This is a genomic window from Rhodococcus sp. NPDC055024 (assembly GCF_053608585.1).
On sequence record NZ_JBSGVT010000001.1, the window covers coordinates 752676 to 765529 of the forward strand.

Here is a 12854-nt window from a genome sequence, read left to right on the forward strand (position 1 = left end):
CTGACGGCGGTAGTGCTCACTACGGCATTCGAGTGCGGTCAACGCGTGCTGGAAGTACGCATCTTCCTGTTGCGAGTTGATTCGAAAACTGTCAATATCGAAGCATGTCGAATCAAGACTTGCCGGATTCAGGCGCCTGCTGCTCCCCGCTGGTTCGTGAACCGCTGACCGAGGACTGGGCCCGCGACCTGTCACGGATGTTCAAAGCGCTCGGCGATCCGGTTCGCCTGCGGCTGCTCAGCTTGGTGGCAAGCCACGAGGGCGGTGAAGCCTGCGTCTGCGACATCTCGGATACGTTCGACCTGTCCCAGCCGACGATCTCGCATCATCTCAAAGTGCTGCGCCAGGCCGGACTTCTCGACTGTGAACGCCGCGGCACCTGGGTGTACTACTGGGTGATTCCCGCTGCACTGCAGCAACTCTCGGCCGTGCTCCTGGTCGAAGGCTCCACCGTGACCGCAGCGGACGCGTGCGCGGAGGTCACTGCATGAACAACAATGCTGCCACCACCGAACACCCCGCTGTCGTCGGAAAACTCTCCACTCTCGACCGCTATCTGGCGGTCTGGATCGGCGTGGCCATGGTCGTCGGCCTGCTGATCGGACGCTGGGTCCCCGGCGTGAACACTGCCCTGGACAAGGTGCAGATCGACGGCATCTCGTTACCGATCGCCCTCGGCCTGCTGATCATGATGTACCCGGTCCTGGCGAAGGTCCGCTACGACCGCCTCGACACGGTCACCGGGGACAAGAAACTCCTCGCCGGCTCCCTGTTCCTGAACTGGGTTCTCGGCCCGGCGCTGATGTTCGCCCTCGCCTGGCTGTTCCTGCCCGACCTCCCGGAATACCGAACCGGTTTGATCATCGTCGGTCTCGCTCGCTGCATCGCGATGGTGATCATCTGGAATGACCTGGCCTGCGGAGACCGCGAAGCCGCCGCGGTGCTGGTCGCCATCAACTCGGTGTTCCAGGTGATCATGTTCGCCGTGCTCGGTTGGTTTTACCTCTCGGTCCTGCCCGGGTGGCTCGGCCTCGAACAGACCACCATCGACACCTCGCCCTGGCAGATCGCGAAATCGGTCCTGATCTTCCTCGGTATCCCGCTGCTGGCAGGTTTCCTGTCCCGCTTCTTCGGCGAACGCGCCAAAGGCCGCGACTGGTACGACAACAAATTCATCCCCAGGATCAGCCCGTGGGCGCTCTACGGTCTGCTGTTCACCATCGTCGTGCTCTTCTCGATGCAGGGCGAACAGATCACCTCCCAGCCCTGGGATGTCGTCCGGATCGCGTTGCCGCTGCTGGCGTACTTCGCACTCATGTGGGGCGGTGGCTACATCCTCGGCGCCGCAATCGGATTGGGCTACGAACGCACCACGACCCTCGCATTCACGGCTGCGGGCAACAACTTCGAACTCGCGATCGCCGTCGCCATCGCCACCTACGGAGCCACCTCGGGACAAGCATTGGCGGGTGTCGTCGGTCCGCTCATCGAGGTACCGGTGCTCGTCGGATTGGTCTACGTCTCCCTCGCTCTGCGTAAACGCTTTGCCGTCAAGGAGATTTCACCCGCGCCCACCGGTACGTAAGTCCCGACACGATCGACCAGCCCAGTCGGCGCACCCTGACTTCTCAGGTCCAACGAAAGGAACCTCGATGAGCAAACCTTCAGTGCTGTTCGTGTGCGTCAAGAACGGCGGCAAATCCCAGATGGCTGCCGGTCTCATGCGCAAAGCCGCCGGCGACAACGTGGACGTCTATTCCGCCGGTACCAAACCCGGCGACGCGGTCAACGCGCTGTCCGCCGAAACACTCCTCGAAGTCGGCGTGGACATCACCGGTCAGACTCCGACATTGGTTGACCCGCAACTCGTGCGCGATGTCGACCTCGTTGTCACACTGGGCAACGAAGCAAAGGTCGAACCCATCCCCGGCACCGACTTCGAGAACTGGGACACGGACGAGCCGTCCGAACGCGGCATCGACGGAATCGAACGAATGCGCCTGGTCCGCGACGACATTGCTGCCCGCGTCGACGCTCTCGCCGAGCGTCTGGCGACCCGCTGACGCCGGATCGACAGAACCGGCACCATAAGCATCGTCGAAGTATTCGAACCCGCATAGTGCTGCAACGCCGGCGTCTGCGGCGACGATGTCGACCAGGCATCGCGCCTCAACTGTGGATCCTGTCAGGCGCTGACAGGATCTAGGAGGCTGGCAAGTCGACTCGCAATCAGACCTTCTGACTCTGTGACAATCCGCTCCACTAATGCACCCACGGTGGGGATGTCGTGAATCAGTCCTTGCACAGTCCCAGCCGTCCAGATGCCCACCTCCGGGTCGCCGCTGTCAAACACCGCTCGGCCTCGCGCCCCGGCCACAAGATGTCGAACATCTTCGAATTTGCCACCATTGGCGAGAATTTCGACAACTTCTGCGCTGATGCTGTTGCGCGCTACGCGAGCGGTATTGCGTAGTGACCTGAAAATCAGTTCGGTGTCGACCTCGGAGGCGGCGACTATCGCATCCTTGATGTTGCGGTGAATCGGAGACTCCTCGGTACACATGAACCGAGTGCCCATGTTGATGCCGTCGGCGCCGAGCGCGAGGGCAGCCACCAATCCTCGCGCATCGGCAAATCCACCGGACGCGATCATGGGAATGCTGATGCGCTCAGCTGCTGCAGCGATGAGTACGAGACCCGGTACGTCGTCTTCTCCTGGATGTCCGGCGCATTCGAACCCGTCGATGCTGATGCCGTCGACGCCGAGGGCCTGGGCTTTGACCGCGTGTCGGACGCTGGTGCACTTATGGAGAACCTTGATGCCTGCGCCGTGAAAGTGTGGCAGATGGGGTGCGGGAGACGAGCCGGCCGTCTCGACGACTTTCACTCCGCAGTCGATGATCACGTTTCGATACTCGTCGTAGGGCGGGGGCGTGATCGTGGGGAGGATTGTGAGATTGACTCCGAACGGTTGGTCGGTGAGCTCGCGGGTTCGGGATATTTCTCGGGCAAGATCGTCAGGTGTTGGCTGTGTCAGAGCAGTGAGCATGCCGAGCGCGCCGGCGTTTGCAACTGCCGCTACGAGTTCTGCTCTCCCCACCCATTGCATGCCGCCCTGCACGATGGGATGGCGAACTCCGAACGTCCCGGTAAATGCGGTGGTCAGCACAGGACATCTCCTTGATGGTGCATGGATATCGGTTTGTCAGTTTCGTTGTTGCCAAATCAATTTCGGCCCACACGCCGCATTCAAGGCGTCGACGATGCCCACTCGTTCAAGGCAGGAACCTGCGAAAGCCCAGTTCGTGCCATCGGAGGCTCGGCGCGATAGGGCGTGGCAGGCGTCAAGTATTGCTCGCCACGCTCGTTGGTGCCGGGGATGAAGGTACGGTTCGCGATCACATCGTCGGCGCAGATCACCTGGTCGTAGTCACGCACAAGTGCGGCAACCACTCCGGCCGCAGTAAGATGCTCTACCGCTTCAGCGGCGCTACGGTGGCACAGCTGCTTCTCGATCGTGGCGACGAGGTCAACACGGTTTTCCACGCGCAGCGCGTTGGTGGTAAACCTCGGGTCGTCGGCCAACTCGGGTAGGTCGATCGCCTTGCACAGTTCGATCCATGCGCGCGGTTGGTATCCGCTGATCACCAGATCGCCGTCGACGGCACGAAAGACGTCTGCCGCGGGTGCGACGCTTGGTTGCCCGTTCCCTTTGCGAGTCATTGGCTTTCCTGACACCTGCCACTCGATCCAGTTGGCGGTCTGCAAGTGGATTGCGACGTCGAGCAGGGAAACTCGGACGGAGGATCCCTTGCCGGTGCGCTCACGTCGCAGTAGCGCTGCCAGTACCGCTTGAGCGACGACGTAGCTCGTTGCATGATCTATGACCGGTGCGCCCACACGTTGCGGTGGGCCGTCAGCCTCGCCCGTCACCGACATCAAACCACTCTCCGCTTGCGCGGCGATATCGAGCCCGGCGCGGGTCGCGGACGGGCCTTCCGCCCCGTACCCGCTCACCGAGACGCTGATGATTTCTGGTCGCAGGCGTTGGAGTTCGGTAGAAGAGAATCCCAATCGATCAAGGGTTCCCGGGCGCAGATTGTGCAGCAAGATGTCGCTCGACGCGATCAGGTCCCGAGCTCGCTGCAGATCGGCGGAGTCCTTGAGGTCGAGGCAGATTGAACGCTTTCCTCGGTTGTACCCGTAGAAGATGCCACGCGCGTAGTCGGCGTCGATTTGTCGGGCTGGTTCACCGCCTGGAGGCTCGAGCTTGATGACCTCGGCGCCGAGGTCGGACAACTGCTGCCCGGCGCTGGGTATTGCGATCAGCTGACCGATCTCCACCACCCGGACACCTGCCAACGGCAGGTCTATTTCGTCGGTCATCGAATGATCTCCACATGAGGCGAAGTGACGTCCTCAGCAGGCTCCAGGCAGCGCGCCAACAGAATTCCTTCGGTGTGGTTGCAGGGGTTCAGCCGGTTTCTGTCGCCTTCTGCTCCCCCGATTCGGATCGTCACGGTTCCGTCGTCATTGCGCTCGAAGTGTGCGTCGTTGAGGTTGACGGTATGGTCGCGGTACTCGAAGGACTCGAACCAGTGGTTGTACAGCATCACTCCGAAGTAGGTGCAGTCCGGGATGGTGAATGTAATGTCGACGGCAGTGGCGTCTTTCAGCGACCACCACCCGGCAACGTACTGGTTGGAGCTGGTGCCGTAGAAGTCTCCCCAACCTCGTTGCTCCGAGGTCACGCGAATCTCGTTGGGCGACTGACTGAGTGTTTCGATGAGCTGAAGACTGCGTCGGAGGCTGACGTCCATACCCCGGGCAAGTTTCGTGAGACGTTGGACCAGCCATGCCGTATCGAGATCGGGGCGTGCACCAGGCGGCGGGCCGAGGCGCTCGATGTGGAGCACGGGATCGATCTCCGCGCTCCGCGTCTTGTGGTACACACGAACCACTACGTCGAAGCAGCGCTCGTCCAGCCGAATGCCGTTGCGCCCCTCAAGTTCTTGTGCGACGAAGATCTCGAAGTTGCCGTCCGCGTCGCACACCTTGTCGTCGATGACGATGTTGTCGGCGACCCTGTCGGTCCCAGACGCGCCAACACGATTGGCAAGGACGGCGACGTAGGGCACTGTGCCACGGTTACCGTGAATTCGATACGTCTCTTTGGGGTCGATCATCGCAGTCCAGTAGTCGACGTCGATGCCGTCTCCCCAGAACTTTCGCATCGGTGACATCAGAGTGAAGAGTTCAGGTCGGAGCACGTCTTGGCGTTCGATATTCATCTCGGCGAGGTAGCCGAACAGGCGAAGTGCGTGCCGCACACCTTCGGCGCTGTCCAGCGGCGATCCGGTGGCGGCAGCTGTCGAACCAAATGTGGCAAGGCTGTCGGTGACCGTGGACCATGCCTCTGTGAGCTGCCGGCGATCGTGCTGAGACTCGGATTGGGTTGCCTGGTCGGCGAGTTCTGTCATCGTTTCTTCTCTTTCGGTAGTTGTCGAACTGGTGTGTATGGCGTTCGGTCAGCAGAGGGGGTCGAAAGGTACGTCTGCGTCGGTCTTGCCCGAGGTCTGGTTGTTCACCCATGTGACGTTCTGTGTCCATCGGTGGGGTGAAATTTCGACCGGCCAGAGGTTCTTCTGAGAAGCCCACACCTCGGTGGCTTTGTCGGCAGGAACATTCATTCGCTCGTTGAGAAGTTCAGCTCCTGCTTGCTCGTTCGCGGGGTCGGCAATCCACCCTGCGGCGGCTTTGAGCGCAGCACAAACGGGGGCGGCGGCACCGGATTCAGCGAATGTAGCGGTCGTGACGAGCACGGTGCCCAAGCCGTATGAGCTCACGCCGTCAGAGTCCACTGGGTCTACTTCTGTAATCGGTGTCATCGGTATTCCTTGAGCATCGAATACGGCTTGACTGGCAGCGGTGAGAACGGCGGCATCGATGTCGCCCTTTCGTGCGAGTGGTATCTGACTCGCTGTCGGTGCCGCTGCGATGAATTGCACCGTGGAGGCATCGATGTTTCTCTCTGCGAGAAGCTGATTGACGAATTGCTCGGCCGCACCGCCACGTGACGGTATGGCGATCCGCTTGCCGGGTAAGTCGTCGACGGTGGTGATGCCGCTGTCTTTCGTTACGGCGATGGCAAGATCGATCGACCCGAAGGGGGACAGCGGACGCAGTCTCTGCCCTTGCTCTATGGCCGGCACGACGGTGCCGGGTGCACCGACTGCGAGGTCGGTCGTACCGCCGATGAGACCGCTGATGAGCTCGGGCCCGTTCTTTCCGTCGATGAGTTCGACGTCAAGGCCTTCCTTGTCGAACATTCCTTGTTGGGCGGCGACGTAAACAGGCAGGGACAGCGCGCTCGCAGGGTAGACCCCGATGGCGACGCTACCGTCGTTCGCGCGACCTCCCCCTCCACATGCGGAGAGCAGTAGGGCCGCTGCGATGACGGTGCCGACGAAAGGTCGAAGTTTCATGGATTTCCTGCTCCTTGATGGCTGGGCGCATCAATAGTCGAGCTGAGTTGGCTGGGCACATCAGTGGTCGAGCTGACCGCGCAGCCGGTTGAAGATTTCGATGTATCGAGGTTCGGCGGTGAGGGTTTCGAGTTCGCGGGGGCGTTCGATGTCAATGGAGACGTCGTCGATCACTCGGCCGGCCCCGAGCAGGAGAACGCGGTCGGACAGACAGATGGCCTCACCGAGGTCGTGGGTTACGAAGATGACCGTCCGGCCGACCTCTGACTGCCAAAGCTCGAGGAATTCGCGCTGTACTTCGACGCGGGTTTGCGCATCGAGGGCGGCAAACGGCTCGTCCATCAACAAGATGTCCGGATCCAGAGCCCACGTCCGGGCCAACGCGACACGCTGGCGCATCCCTTGGGACAGCTGCCAAGTCCACAGCTGTGAGGCCTCGGACATTTGAACGGCAGCAAGCCAGCGCGCTGATTGAGTTCGTCTCTCTGCCTTGGGTACTCCCCTCAATTCGAGACCGTACTCCACGTTCTTCCGCGCTGTTCGCCACGGGAACAGGGCATCGCGCGCCATCATGAAGCCCATCCGGGAGCGAGCCTCGAATGGTGTTGTGCCGAGGACCTCGGTCTTGCCTTCCGTCGCGTCCACCAATCCAGCGAGCGCGTTGAGCAGAGTGGTCTTTCCGCAACCGCTCCTGCCGACCAAGCTCACGAACTGTCCGCGAGGGATGGTGAGGTCGAGATTGTCGACCACTGTCTTCGCCGACCCGTCGGGCGAGGGGAAGGATATCGTCAGTCCGTTGAGTTGTACGGCGGGTGTAATCACGTTGGTATCCATGATGATTCCTGTCATCGTCGAGTCGGGGGCTGCCACCGAAGGAGGTAGCGCTCTGCGAAATTCATGGCCTGGTTGAGGACGACTGCGACGATTGCGAGAAGGATCAGGATCGCGTAAACGGCTTCCATTCGGAACTGGGCCGAGTAGATCGACACAAGCTGGCCCAGCCCGTCCCGCGAGGAGATCAGTTCCGAACCCACCACGCCGAGTAGCGAGTAGATCAGCCCCAATCGAAGACCGGCAAAAATGCCGGGGGTCGCGACGGGGAGAAGAATGTGCCAAAACACCTGCGTCTTACTGGCATTCAGGACAGTGGAAAGTCGGAGCCACTCGTCGTCGACCGACTTCACACCGGCTCGTGCGCTCGAACACACGATGAAGAAGACAAGTGTGAATGCGAGAGCGACCTTCGCCGTCATCGTGATCCCGAAAATGACGATAAGCAGAGGTGCCAGCGCAAGACGTGGCATGGCATTCGCAGCATCCAAGAACGGACTCATGATGCGTTCGAGGGTCGGGAGCAGGCCGAGCGAGAGTCCTACCGCCACGCCGACGGCACTCGCAAGGATCCAGGCGATCACGACTGCAGTCATCGTGGCGCGCAAGTTGGACGAGATCTCACCCGAATTCACCGCTGCGGTGAAGTAGCTCCACGCTTCTCCTGGCGTTTTGGCCAGAACCGGCTCGATCCAACCTCGTGATGCGACCAGCTGCCACGCTCCGAGTAAGACCAAAAGCAACGCGAACTGGGCCAGTCGCACCACGATGGTGAGTCGAGTGCCCGTGCGACGCTGTCGAGCGGGCTTCGGCTCAGAGCGTTCCCGCCCCGCAGCGTTGGGTGACATAGTGCCGGATGACGCACTCGTGGAGATGGTTTCGATCATTTCCGTGCCACCTCCCGAGTGCTCACAGGCGGCGATGGGTGCTCGACAAAAGCAGACGTATGCGTCTCGTCGAATCTCCCCGGGTTGTTGCTCACTGCGTTCATATGTGAAGCAGATCACGCGATTATTCTTCCCGTCTACGCCACATTCGAGAGGTATGCCATAGGGTTTCCCTATGGCTTGCGGGGCGCGGAACCGCGCGAGCACGCAGACTTCTACAGAGACGGGAGCCCCCGATGGACCGACGTCACCTGGAATACTTTCTCGCCCTTGCTGATCGCGGCAGCATTTCGGCTGCTGCTCGCGGACTCGGAGTGAGCCAGCCGACTATCTCGGAGGCTCTGGTCAGAATGGAAAACGAGTGCGGGCTGGCGCTCGTCCGGCGCGGCTCGCGGGGAGTCACCTTGACCGACGCTGGACGTGCGCTCACCGGTCCGGCGGCCCAAGTACTTCGGGCGTACCGGGATCTGGATCACGCTTTACACCCATCGAACGTGGTGGAGCGTGGGCGGTTGACGATCGTGTGCCCGCGGACATTGGCGCGTGATCCAGCGGCCACAGCCCTGGGCGCGTTCAAAAGTAAGTTTCCGAATGTTGCGGTGACGATGCTCAGCAACGACACCGACGGAATCGGAATGGTGGTCGCCTCGGGTCAGGCTGACGTGGGTCTCGGGGTGGACGAGGTGTTCGACGAAGGTGTTGAACGTAGCCTCCTCGGCCGGCAACGAATCGTGGCGCTGGTGCCGGCTGCACGAAGTAGAGGCGAGGGAGTAGCTGAGTTGACCGATCTGTTGCGTATCGGCTTGATCACCAGTCCACGGGGTGATGTGACTCGGCGACTACTGGCAGAACGCCTTGGCGAAGGGACCGTGGACGAGGCGGTGGTTGCGGAGACCATCTCTGCGGCCTCGATGATCCCCCTTGTACGCGCGGGAGTCGGAGTCGCATTCCTTCCCGAATCCGTCGCCGATACCGTTGGAGAAGGTGTGGTGCTGTGTCGTACTCGGCCCCCGCTCAGTCGAGATATGTGGATGTTTCACGGTTCGACGCCATCGCCTGCGGCACAAGCGTTTATCGAGACGACTACTCGCTTACGTGACGAAGGCGGCCTGGGGAATGCCGGATGAGCAACTTCGGAGAGTCTCCGGCGCCACGAATCGATCCGCGGCAACTTCAGGACTTCCTTGCGGTCGTTGAACACGGCAGTATCACGGCGGCAGCGGCGTACCGATTCACGGGAACATCGAGTGTCTCTCAATCAATTGCGCGACTCGAAAGGCGCATCGGGGGAAAGCTTTTCAACCGCGGTCGGGCAGGGGCGACGCTGACTGCGCGTGGACGGAATTTCATCGATCCAGCGCGCGATGCGCTGGCCGCACTCGACCGACTGGTGGTTGAGAGCGAGTTTGTGCTGTCGGCATTCCCCCACCTCAGTGTCGCCACGACAGCGAGTCTTGCGGACGATCCCACCGCGGTTCTGCTCGGAGCGCTGCGTACACAGGTGCCGAACCTGAGAATCACCATCTCGGATCCGCCTGGGTCATCGGTGGCCGATGCGATTCACCCGGTCATGGCCGGCACAGCTGACGTGGCAATAATGGAGTCGCCGCCTACCGGTGTCCCGGGGACGCGAATGGTGCGCCTGCCGGACCACAACTTGCGGCTCGTCTGCCCGCCTGGCACTCCAGCCCCGGCTGACGGGGTATTCATCGGCGAAGACCTCATGCGTATCGGCCTGGTCGTCGCACCGCGGTTCGAGACATCCGACGTCTATCGCCACTTGCGTTCGATCGAACCGCGGATCGACCACGCCTTCGTGATGAGGTCGCAGCACCGCGATGCCTTCGCGGACTTCGCGTTCGAAGGGATCGGTGCTGTCATCCTCGAACTCGCCAGTGCTGAGCGCGCATCCGCACGCGGTTGCACTGTGGGTGAGATATTCGAACTGCCACCGCGCAAGATCGCAGCCGTAGCAAGGGAAGGCCAGAACACCCAGATCGTCGAACATTTCTTACGGCTGTGCGCCGAGCAATCCGCGTGCAAGCCGTAGTAGGAGGCGATTTCGGCTTAGGGCTGCGGGTATTCGCGACCACCGACAGGCTGCCGAGAACGACGATTTTGTTTACAGACACAACACTTCTCGGATTATCGGTTTCCTCGAACAAAGCCGGCGCTTCGCCTCCCAGTGAACATGTAATACGCGTCACTTCGAATCAACTTCGAAAGGTTGACCTTCATGCGAAAATCTCGGAAATATTTCGCGAATGCTGCAGCGACGGTTGCGCTGTGCGCGACACTCGGACTCACAGGCGCGACCGGAGCGGCGTCGGCCGATACGCCCGGCATTCCGAGCGTCGGGCACGACTGGGCGAGTGCAGGGCCGTACACGCCAAGTGTCTCGATCGGGCTGGTGCACACTCTGTACTACCCGCGTCAGCTCGGCGCACGCGGCGAGAAGCACCCGGTTGTGATCTGGGGGAACGGAACCGGCGTGCTCCCCGGTGCATACACCTCGTTGTTGCGCCACTACGCGAGCCACGGATTCATCGTGGTCGCCGCCAATACCCCGGCAAGCAACTTCGCCATCACCATGCGGTCGGGAATCGACCTCATCGCAGACAATGCTGCCAACCCGTCGAGCGTCTTCTTCGGCAAGGTCGACCTGGAACACATTGGTGCGGTGGGGCACTCGCAAGGCGGGTCTGCAGCGATCAATGCCGCGATCGACGCCCGCGTCGACACCGCCGTCGCGATCCAGCCGGGCCCGCTCAATGACGTCGACCTCATCGACGAGCCCGTTCTCTATCTCGCTGGTCAGGCCGACGCAATCGTGTGGCCGGCGATCGTGCGGGCGATGTACGAGGACGCCGACCACGTGCCCGCCGAGTATCTGGAACTACGGGGCGCCACGCACTTCGGTACGGCGATCACCGGCGGCGATATGCGCGGACCGAGCACGGCGTGGCTGCGGTACTGGCTACTCGACGATCCGAACGCCCGCACCGAGTTCTTCGGAGCGAGCTGCGGATACTGCACTGACACCCAGCAGTTCTCGGACTTCGACCGCAACGATCTGGCCCTGCAGATCCCAGGCTGACGGTCAGCCTCGTCGAGTTATTCGGAGGTGAACAGCCGCTTCGGCGGGGTCGGCGGGGATCTGAACATCAGATGACGACGTAGCCGTACATTCGTTCGCCCTGAGCCACAGCTCTGGCAGCCAGTTCGGCGAAGGCGGTCAGGAACGGCACCGATTCCTCCGACGGTTCACTCGTCTCATCGATCGCCCAGGCAGCCGCCGCAGCTGCGACGCCGTCATCGTTCAATTCGGCTAGTGCATCACGCAATTCGTCGGAAACAGCGAGCACAAGAGTGTCGCCGTCGTCGCTCATTGCGACGAGTGTCCCGCGGCGTGGACCTTTTGCCACCTCGTCGTAGGGGCGACCGGTGAGAGAGGCCTCGAGCCGGCCGAGCGAGACGGCCGGATCGATGCCCTTCGCCTGCAGAATTGGAGTCCCGCTCGCGGCCAACTGAATCCGCGGGCGGGTGGCGACGTCCGGAGAGGTTCGGTAGAGGGCTTCGTTGGCCTCGATCACTGCCGGATCCAGGTCGACGAGTCCTTCGAGTGCAGCAGCGGCGTGCTCATCCGAGGGCGCCGTGAAGTAATCGGTGATGGCGGACATGGCGCGATCATCCCATACACGATGCTCACCAATGTCCCGGAGTCCCTCTGCGACTTGATTGATCGCCGTCAGGCAGGGCTTTGGTGTGCTTTCTCGACGGCCTTCGCGAACTGGCGAAGGCGGGGACATTCGAGATCGGTTCGCCACACGAGACCCAAAGCGGATTCGGGTAATCCATTGATCGGTACGAATCTGATGTCCGAGCGCTGGTTGTAGGCGGCAGTCGCGGCGCACAGGATGAGGCCGACCTGGCTGAATGCGACCTGCGACAGGCCTTCCTGGACCGTGCTCGCGCCACCCTGCGTGAGAACCTTGGCTCCGCCCGGAGTTGCGCTCGGGGAGTTCACACGCCGCCAATAGTCAGGGGCGGGTCCGGTGATGGGTACCAGGCATATCTGCGCTAACTGCTCGGCGTCGATCACGTCCAGTTCACTGAACGGGTGATGGACTGAGACGGCCAGCGTCTGGGGCTGTCGAGAAAAGACGAGCCCGGTTGTCAGTTCGGGTTCTTCTACGGGGAGCAGGGCAACCGCCGCATCGATTCGCCCGGCGAGTACGTCACTGAACGGATCGCCCAGCGGTAGTTCTTTGATGGTCACGCATGTTTGCGGATGCTGTTTCTCGAAACGAGAGACGGCCGTCGCGATCGAATCGTAAATTGCTCCTTGGAAACCCACCCGAAGCGGTGTCGGTATGTTGCGCGCCTTCGTTTGAGCGTCCTCGATAACTCCGACGAGTGCTCTGTGGGCGGGAGCCAACGACTCGAGAAATTCGGCGCCGAATTCTGTCAGCTGCACGCGGCGACTGGTCCGCGCTACGAGGCTTGTGCCGATACGACGTTCCAAGGCGCTGATCAGTTGACTGACCCGGCTCTGGGAGATGAACAGCCGTTCTCCGGTGCGACCGAAGTGCAGTTCTTCAGCGAGAACGAGGAAGCACTCGATCTCACGCATCGGAGGCTCCGACATGTT

General features: G+C 61.6%; 14 protein-coding genes. 6 read left to right on the plus strand and 8 right to left on the minus strand.

The genetic code is table 11. The features are described 5' to 3' along the window. Positions 1-104: 104 nt before the first annotated feature. The 3 genes from ACWF6P_RS03425 (at position 105) to ACWF6P_RS03435 (ending at position 2063) form a co-directional block, all read left to right on the plus strand. Positions 105-491, plus strand: a complete 387-nt coding sequence (locus ACWF6P_RS03425) for an ArsR/SmtB family transcription factor (protein WP_452619977.1) — start codon at positions 105-107, stop codon at positions 489-491. Then, positions 488-1585 carry an ACR3 family arsenite efflux transporter gene (gene arsB / locus ACWF6P_RS03430; protein WP_452619978.1) on the plus strand — a complete coding sequence of 366 codons (1098 nt, stop codon included), beginning with the start codon at positions 488-490 and terminating at the stop codon, positions 1583-1585. The genes ACWF6P_RS03425 and arsB overlap by 4 nt, the downstream gene beginning before the upstream one ends. Before the next feature lie 67 nt (positions 1586-1652). Beyond that, positions 1653-2063 carry an arsenate-mycothiol transferase ArsC gene (locus tag ACWF6P_RS03435; RefSeq protein WP_378530193.1) on the plus strand — a complete coding sequence of 137 codons (411 nt, stop codon included), beginning with the start codon at positions 1653-1655 and terminating at the stop codon, positions 2061-2063. A gap of 122 nt (positions 2064-2185) precedes the next feature. On the opposite strand, the gene ACWF6P_RS03440 is transcribed toward ACWF6P_RS03435, so the two are convergent. From ACWF6P_RS03440 to ACWF6P_RS03465, 6 genes are all read right to left on the minus strand, one after another. Continuing rightward, entirely contained in the window at positions 2186-3169 is a 984-nt protein-coding gene (locus tag ACWF6P_RS03440) for an NAD(P)H-dependent flavin oxidoreductase (protein WP_452619979.1), read from the minus strand. An 80-nt stretch (positions 3170-3249) separates the two neighbouring features. Then, a complete protein-coding gene (locus tag ACWF6P_RS03445) occupies positions 3250-4386 on the minus strand; it encodes a CaiB/BaiF CoA transferase family protein (protein WP_452619980.1) in 1137 nt (378 codons plus the stop codon). Next, positions 4383-5480, minus strand: a complete 1098-nt coding sequence (locus tag ACWF6P_RS03450) for a hypothetical protein (RefSeq protein WP_378530204.1) — start codon at positions 5478-5480, stop codon at positions 4383-4385. Before ACWF6P_RS03450 ends, ACWF6P_RS03445 begins: the two co-directional genes overlap by 4 nt. Positions 5481-5528: 48 nt before the next feature. Next, entirely contained in the window at positions 5529-6485 is a 957-nt protein-coding gene (locus tag ACWF6P_RS03455; protein ID WP_452619981.1) for an ABC transporter substrate-binding protein, read from the minus strand. A 60-nt stretch (positions 6486-6545) separates the two neighbouring features. Continuing rightward, positions 6546-7319 (minus strand): ABC transporter ATP-binding protein, encoded by a 774-nt coding sequence (locus ACWF6P_RS03460; RefSeq protein WP_452619982.1) that lies wholly within the window; start codon positions 7317-7319, stop codon positions 6546-6548. Between the two features lie 11 nt (positions 7320-7330). Beyond that, positions 7331-8203, minus strand: coding sequence for an ABC transporter permease (locus ACWF6P_RS03465; RefSeq protein WP_452619983.1), 873 nt, complete (start codon positions 8201-8203; stop codon positions 7331-7333). Between the two features lie 236 nt (positions 8204-8439). Between ACWF6P_RS03465 and ACWF6P_RS03470 the strand changes: the two genes are divergently transcribed. The 3 genes from ACWF6P_RS03470 to ACWF6P_RS03480 all read left to right on the plus strand — a co-directional run bounded on the left by ACWF6P_RS03470 (position 8440) and on the right by ACWF6P_RS03480 (position 11300). Further along, positions 8440-9330, plus strand: a complete 891-nt coding sequence (locus ACWF6P_RS03470) for a LysR family transcriptional regulator (protein ID WP_452619984.1) — start codon at positions 8440-8442, stop codon at positions 9328-9330. After that, the gene (locus ACWF6P_RS03475; protein WP_452619985.1) at positions 9327-10253 is read left to right on the plus strand and encodes a LysR family transcriptional regulator; all 927 of its coding nucleotides are present in this window, start codon (positions 9327-9329) and stop codon (positions 10251-10253) included. Before ACWF6P_RS03470 ends, ACWF6P_RS03475 begins: the two co-directional genes overlap by 4 nt. Before the next feature lie 186 nt (positions 10254-10439). Further along, positions 10440-11300 carry an alpha/beta hydrolase family protein gene (locus tag ACWF6P_RS03480; RefSeq protein ID WP_452619986.1) on the plus strand — a complete coding sequence of 287 codons (861 nt, stop codon included), beginning with the start codon at positions 10440-10442 and terminating at the stop codon, positions 11298-11300. 67 nt (positions 11301-11367) lie between these two features. On the opposite strand, the gene ACWF6P_RS03485 is transcribed toward ACWF6P_RS03480, so the two are convergent. Together ACWF6P_RS03485 and ACWF6P_RS03490 are read right to left on the minus strand one after the other, a co-directional pair. Next, entirely contained in the window at positions 11368-11883 is a 516-nt protein-coding gene (locus tag ACWF6P_RS03485; RefSeq protein WP_452619987.1) for a hypothetical protein, read from the minus strand. A gap of 68 nt (positions 11884-11951) precedes the next feature. Then, positions 11952-12851, minus strand: coding sequence for a LysR family transcriptional regulator (locus ACWF6P_RS03490; protein ID WP_452619988.1), 900 nt, complete (start codon positions 12849-12851; stop codon positions 11952-11954). Positions 12852-12854 lie beyond the last annotated feature (3 nt).

What these genes read in the sequence shown, in the direction of transcription:
- ACWF6P_RS03425 (WP_452619977.1), top strand. Translation starts at nt 105, where the DNA reads ATGTCGAATCAAGACTTGCCGGATTCAGGCGCCTGCTGCTCCCCGCTG.
- arsB (WP_452619978.1), top strand. Translation starts at nt 488, where the DNA reads ATGAACAACAATGCTGCCACCACCGAACACCCCGCTGTCGTCGGAAAA.
- ACWF6P_RS03435 (WP_378530193.1), top strand. Translation starts at nt 1,653, where the DNA reads ATGAGCAAACCTTCAGTGCTGTTCGTGTGCGTCAAGAACGGCGGCAAA.
- ACWF6P_RS03445 (WP_452619980.1), bottom strand. Translation starts at nt 4,386, where the DNA reads ATGACCGACGAAATAGACCTGCCGTTGGCAGGTGTCCGGGTGGTGGAG.
- ACWF6P_RS03450 (WP_378530204.1), bottom strand. Translation starts at nt 5,480, where the DNA reads ATGACAGAACTCGCCGACCAGGCAACCCAATCCGAGTCTCAGCACGAT.
- ACWF6P_RS03455 (WP_452619981.1), bottom strand. Translation starts at nt 6,485, where the DNA reads ATGAAACTTCGACCTTTCGTCGGCACCGTCATCGCAGCGGCCCTACTG.
- ACWF6P_RS03460 (WP_452619982.1), bottom strand. Translation starts at nt 7,319, where the DNA reads ATGGATACCAACGTGATTACACCCGCCGTACAACTCAACGGACTGACG.
- ACWF6P_RS03465 (WP_452619983.1), bottom strand. Translation starts at nt 8,203, where the DNA reads ATGATCGAAACCATCTCCACGAGTGCGTCATCCGGCACTATGTCACCC.
- ACWF6P_RS03470 (WP_452619984.1), top strand. Translation starts at nt 8,440, where the DNA reads ATGGACCGACGTCACCTGGAATACTTTCTCGCCCTTGCTGATCGCGGC.
- ACWF6P_RS03475 (WP_452619985.1), top strand. Translation starts at nt 9,327, where the DNA reads ATGAGCAACTTCGGAGAGTCTCCGGCGCCACGAATCGATCCGCGGCAA.
- ACWF6P_RS03480 (WP_452619986.1), top strand. Translation starts at nt 10,440, where the DNA reads ATGCGAAAATCTCGGAAATATTTCGCGAATGCTGCAGCGACGGTTGCG.
- ACWF6P_RS03485 (WP_452619987.1), bottom strand. Translation starts at nt 11,883, where the DNA reads ATGTCCGCCATCACCGATTACTTCACGGCGCCCTCGGATGAGCACGCC.
- ACWF6P_RS03490 (WP_452619988.1), bottom strand. Translation starts at nt 12,851, where the DNA reads ATGTCGGAGCCTCCGATGCGTGAGATCGAGTGCTTCCTCGTTCTCGCT.